We start from the raw sequence: 5715 nt of genomic DNA, 5'->3' as shown, positions 1-5715 counted from the left end.
CATGACCCGGCGGTCCGGCTCTACCTGGGGCCGGCGCGCAGCCTGGCCGGTCTCCCGGATTTCGTGGGAGGCGATGATCACGCAAGCTCCGCGGACGGTCAGATTCCTGTTGTTTCATGGGGCCCGGCTGTAGGAGGCCAGCCCCTGGCCGATGGGTTTTCCGGCCCCGGATCGGCGAGGGGGCTCGCCTCCTACGAGGAGCGGCCCATGTGGACAGTGCGTTGTGCACGACAGGCCGGGTTGCGGAGCTTTCGTGATCATCAGGTCGTGGGATGCACGGGATCGGAGGTGGATCCCCGATGAACTGGTTCGTGCTGACCCTGCCGGAACCCGAGACCGCCCTCCCCGAGGGCAGCCTCTCCTGGGCCCGGATCGGCAACGGCGCCGTGCTCGAACGCGGGTCGGCGACGCTGGCCGAGATCCCCGCGGCGATCCAGCGCGGCGATCGGGTTCTGGCGCTGGTTCCGGGTGAACGCGTGCTGCTCTACCACGTGGCCATCCCCGCACGGTCCCGATCGGCTCAGCTGCAGGCGCTGCCCTACGCGCTGGAGGAGCGCCTGAGCGAGGATCTGGAGGCGATGCACATCGTCCCCGGGCCGCGACTGCCCGACGGGCGTCTGCAGGCGGCGGTGGCCGCCCGTCGGGACATGGACGCCTGGCTCGAGTGGCTGCGCGAGGCCGGGATCGACGCCCAGGTCCTGATCCCCGACACGGCACTGCTGCCCGAGGCACCGCCTGACCGGCTCGAGCTCTACTGGGCCGGCGACCGCTGCCTGGTGAGTGTTCCCGGGGGCGAACCGCTGGCGCTGGCCGACGAGGTTCTGCCGTGGTGGCTGCAGCAGTGGAAGACGCAGCAGGGCGAGGAAATGGCGATCGCCTGGCACGGGCCGCCCGAACTGGCGGTCACGGACATCGGCGACGGCACCGAGCTGAGAGCGCCGGGCTGGGACGGCGACCTGCTGACCCTGATCGCGCCTGCATTGCAGCGCCGGCCGGGACTGAACCTGTTGACCGGCGCCTACACCCCCGCCGGCTCCGGTGCGGAGGCCTGGTCCCGCTGGCGCATCCCCGCAGCGATCGCGGCGGCGCTGGTCCTGCTGTGGACCGGCTCGCTGTGGCTGGAGGTCCGGCAGCTGGAACGCGAGGTCGAGCGCGTCGATCTCGCCATCGCCGACCTGTTCGAGGCCACGCTGCCCAACACCCGGATGATCGATCCGGTGGGACAGTTTCGGCAGGTCCTGGACGCCGGGGCCGGCGCCGCTGCCGGCGCGGGTCCGATCGCGGACCGGCTCGGACGCGCGGCGCCGGTCCTGGCGCAGGCCGGGGTGGAATTGCGCCAGCTGCGCGGCGATGGCAGCCGCCTGGAACTCGAGTTGGATCTGGACAGCATCTCTGCGCTGGATAGCCTGCGCGGCCGTCTGCGCGAGGGCACCGGTGCCACGGTGCGGATTCTCTCGGCCGAATCGGACGAACAGGGTGTGCGCGCACGGCTGCAGATCGAAGGGGGTGGGTCGTGATGACCTGGTGGGATGGCCTGGCCACGCGCGAGCGTCGGATCGTGATGCTGGCGGGGCTGGCACTGCTGCTGGTGATCGCTTTTCTCTTCGTCGTCGAACCGGCGCTGGAACGCCGCAGCGCGCTCAACAGCCAGCTGCAGACACTGGTGAATGAACAGGCGTGGATGCAGGCGCAGGTGCCTGCGGTGCGCGCGCAGGCCGGGGCCGCCGGGGCGGCGCCCGCCGCGCGTACGACTGGCTCGCCGCTGGGGGTGGTCGACGTCTCGGCCCGATCCGCCGGCCTGGGTTCGGCCCTGCGCCGCGTGCGCCCGCTGGAATCGGCGGTGGAGGCCGAACTGGAGGGCGCGCCCTACGCGGCCCTCGTCGGCTGGCTGGCCACCCTGGAGAGCCGCCACGGCCTGCGGGTCGTCAACCTGAGCATCGATCGGGGCAACGAACCGGGACGGGTCAACGCCCAGCTGCGCATCGAACCCGCGAACGGCCGTTCATGATGCGCCCGCGCGCGAAGCAGATCGCCGGGGCCGGCGCGCTGGTGCTCGCCGCCTACCTGGTCACCCTCGGCCTGCTGTTTCCGGCCAGCCTCGCCTGGCGGCTGGCCGAGCCGCGACTGAATCTGCCATTTGCCCTCGACCCAGGCACGCTGTCGGGTCCGGTGTGGCGCGGCCAGGCGGGTCCGGTGCGCGTGAACGGCCAGGACGTCGGTTCGGTCGCTTGGCGCTGGCAGCCCGGATCCCTGCTGCGCGGCCGGCTGGGGCTGGCGCTGGACTGGCAGGCGGGCCCGGACCGGCTGCAGGGCCACGTGCGACTGGGACGTGGCGATGCCGCGGCCCGGACCGTGCGCGGCGAACTGGACGCCGGCCGGCTCCAGGCCTGGTTCGACCTGCCGGTGCTGCTGGACGGGAGGGTCGCTCTCGACATCGGGCGCATCCGCTGGAGTGCCGACGCGGGCTTCCAGGATGCCGAGGGTGCCCTGCACTGGACCGAGGCCGCGGCCGGTCTGCCCCGCACCATGCCGCTGGGCCAGTACCGCGCCGAGCTAGATGCCCCTGACGGAAGCCTGTTGGCACGGATCGAGGCCTCTCCGGAGTCCCCGCTCGACGTCCGTGGCACTGCTTCCTGGCATCCCTCCGGGAGCCACAGGCTCGACCTGTCGCTTCGATCTGGATCGCAGGCGGACCCCGCCCTGCGTTCCGCGCTCGACGCCATCGCCCGCAGGCAACCGGACGGAAGTCACCGGCTGTTGCTGGAGGACTCAGGCTCGTCGATGGCGAACCCTGCGGCCGGCCAACCGAGACCTTCGCGACAGGTGTCGCCCCGAGATGCGGCACCGGTATCCCCGGACATGGAGGATTCGGAGGCGTTTTTTCTTCCCTGATCGGCTTTATCGGTGACCCCGGCCCCGTGACGCCGAGGGCGCCGACCGATTGTTCCCATTGCAGCCACTCAAACCACCCTCACCGCAGGGTCTCCTTGCACCGGAACGGTGGTGCAACTGCGTGCCGCAGCGCACCATATTGGTTCGAAAATCCCACAGAAAAGATAAAATATTTACCAAAAAACAACAACTAACCGTTGGCCCGCGTCTTGCTGAAGGGTTCCTCGCGTGTATCCACGCCGCAACATTAACGAGGAGCCTCGAATGACTGAAAGCGACAATCCCTTCGCTGGTTACACCCGACGCAAGTTTCTGAACGACCTCGGCAAGGCCGGAGGCGCTGGCGCCGTGTACGGCGCGATGGGTGCCCTGGGCCTGTTCGCAGCGCCCTTGGGTGCTCAACCGACGAATTTCGTGCCGCCAGGCCAGCTGAGGCGCGGCCGCGGCGGATCCGGAAAGCATGTGATCGTGCTCGGCGCCGGCATCGCCGGGCTGACCGCCGCTTACGAACTGGGCAAGGTCGGCTACAAGGTGACCCTGCTCGAGGGCCGCAATCGGTCCGGCGGCCGCAACTGGACCGTGCGCGGCGGCGACACCGAGACCGAGACCGATGGCGTAACCCAGATGTGCCAGTTCGATCAGGGTGAGTACATGAATGCCGGCCCCGCCCGCCTCCCGCAGCACCACGTGACGATCGACTACTGCCGCGAGCTGGGCGTGCCGCTGGAAGTCTTCACGAACCAGAACGCGGACGCGTACTACTACAACGAAGGATCCGGTTTCGGCCCGCTCGGGGGTGAGAAGGTCCGCCACCGCACGGCGAAGGCCGACCTGTATGGATACACCGCCCAGCTTCTGGCCAAGGCAGCGGATCAGGGTGCCCTGGACATTCCGCTGTCGGACGCGGACAGGGAGCTGCTGATCGGGTTCATGCGCAGCTTCGGCAACCTTACAAGTGAGAACAAATACGAGGGTTCGACGCGCCGCGGCTTCAGGGTGTCGCCTTCGGCCGGTTCCCAGCGGGGCGAAGTCGATCCGCCCTTTGCCTTGAGCGAGCTGTTGCAGTCGCGTTTCGGCCTTCGCTTCGCGTTCGAATTCGGCTGGGACCAGGCCATGCTGATGTTCCAGCCGGTGGGTGGTATGGATGCGATTCCCAAGGCCCTGGAGAATGCCATACGGCCGACAGCGAAGAGCATCTACGGTGCCAAGGTCAGCGGCATCTACAACACCAATGGCGGCGTGCGCGTGGAGTACCAGGACAACTCCCGGGTACCGAAGCAGATCGAGGGCGACTACTGCATCTGCACCATCCCGCCCCAGATCCTGAAGAACATCCCGTCGAATTTCTCTGCCGAGGTGGTGACCGCGCTCGGCGTGCCCACCCCGGTGTCCACCGGCAAGATCGGCCTGCAGTACCGGCGCCGTTTCTGGGAAGAGGACGAAAAGATCCTTGGGGGAATCACCGGCACCAACCTCAATTTGAGCACGATCTGGTACCCGAGCCACGGCTATCTGGGCCGGAAGGGCGTCGTGGTGGGCTACTACAACTTCGGCCCCAACGCGAATTTCTACTCGGACCTGGACCCGCGCAGCCGTGAGCAGGAAGCCCTGATGCAGGGAGCCAAGATCCATGGCCCCGCCTACATCAACGAGCTGGAGAACTCCTTCAGCGTGTCGTGGATCAAGACGCCTTTCAGCGAGGGCGGATGGGTCGGCTGGCCCGCACCGGGCGGAGAGCGTGTTCCTGCCTACGACCTGCTGAACCAGCCCGAGGGCAATGTCCACTTCGCCGGTGACCACCTGAGCTACTACATCGCCTGGCAGGCCGGCGCCTTCGATTCCGCACGCAAGGTGGTCATGGAAATCGAAGAGCGCGCAAGCGCCTGAACCAAAGCATGAATCCGATTCGAAAAAACATCACAAGAGGTCCATCCATCATGAAATCCGATTCCATCCGTCGCAGCATCCTGACCAGCCTGGCGCTGGTGTTCTCCGTCACCGCCGGCAGCGCCCTGGCGGGCCCGAAGCCGACCGAGGTCGATTACTTCATTCCGCCCACCGCGTCCGGCGATGTGAACCCGAATCCGTTTCTCGCCAGCGGAGTCTCGGTGGGTCGCAACGTGGACCTGTACTGGTCCGCGGGTACGGGCCCGGCAGGGGTCAATTCCGGCGCCGCCTTTGGGACCCCGGAGCGCTTCATCGATCCCGACTTGACGCCCCTGACGGACGGCGAGCTGCCAGAAGGTGTGACCATCACCGAAGCCCAGGGGATCAACACGCTGAACCGCATCAAGCTGAATCTGGAGGCCAACGGCCTGACGCTGGAGGACGTGACCTTCATGCGCATCTACCTGGAGGCACCTCCTGGCGAAACGCGGGCCGATTACGCTGGCTGGAACCGCGCGTACCGCAAGTACTTTGCGAACGTGAACCTGGTCACCGGTGAGGTCATTCCTGCGTTCGAGCCGGTCATCGTGGCGAACCCGCGCCGGCCGGCGCGCTCCAATATCGAGGTGGCGACCTTGCCGGTGCTCGGCTGGCTGGTCGAAATCGAGGTCATCGCCGCCTATCCGCAGGTGGAGACACCGGCCCCCGGCCGCGGTCGTTAATCCATCGGTACGGATACGCAGAGGGCCCGTCTCTGGCGGGCCCTCTGCCATGGCGAGAAGGCTGAACCAAGGTGGGATCCGCGCTATGATGCCGAGGTCATCCTATCGGACTGAAACACACCCATGCCTGCACCGCTGTACCGCCTCCTGCTCCTGCTCCTGCTCCTGATGCCGTTGCTCTGGCTTGCGGGCTGCGCGACCGTTCCGGACGATC

The 5715-nt window shown here is 67.6% G+C and carries 5 protein-coding genes; all 5 read left to right on the top strand.

The window, feature by feature from the left end; genetic code table 11:
* The first annotated feature begins 299 nt into the window (after window positions 1-299).
* The 5 genes from gspL (at window position 300) to EA346_RS14025 (ending at window position 5501) form a co-directional block, all read left to right on the top strand.
* Window positions 300-1517 (top strand): type II secretion system protein GspL, encoded by a 1218-nt coding sequence (gene gspL, locus EA346_RS14045; protein WP_296759646.1) that lies wholly within the window; start codon window positions 300-302, stop codon window positions 1515-1517.
* Entirely contained in the window at window positions 1517-2008 is a 492-nt protein-coding gene (locus EA346_RS14040; protein ID WP_296759644.1) for a type II secretion system protein M, read from the top strand. Before gspL ends, EA346_RS14040 begins: the two co-directional genes overlap by 1 nt.
* Entirely contained in the window at window positions 2005-2892 is an 888-nt protein-coding gene (locus tag EA346_RS14035; RefSeq protein WP_296759643.1) for a type II secretion system protein N, read from the top strand. Before EA346_RS14040 ends, EA346_RS14035 begins: the two co-directional genes overlap by 4 nt.
* Before the next feature lie 264 nt (window positions 2893-3156).
* Window positions 3157-4779 carry a flavin monoamine oxidase family protein gene (locus tag EA346_RS14030; RefSeq protein WP_296759641.1) on the top strand — a complete coding sequence of 541 codons (1623 nt, stop codon included), beginning with the start codon at window positions 3157-3159 and terminating at the stop codon, window positions 4777-4779.
* A 50-nt stretch (window positions 4780-4829) separates the two neighbouring features.
* Window positions 4830-5501, top strand: coding sequence for a Rid family hydrolase (locus EA346_RS14025; protein WP_296759640.1), 672 nt, complete (start codon window positions 4830-4832; stop codon window positions 5499-5501).
* Window positions 5502-5715 lie beyond the last annotated feature (214 nt).

The sequence above is a fragment of the Thioalkalivibrio sp. genome, assembly GCF_007692535.1.
Lineage (GTDB): Bacteria > Pseudomonadota > Gammaproteobacteria > Ectothiorhodospirales > Ectothiorhodospiraceae > Thioalkalivibrio.
The sequence above is the reverse complement of the archived record's forward strand: the minus strand, read 5'-3'. Positions and strand labels throughout refer to the sequence as shown.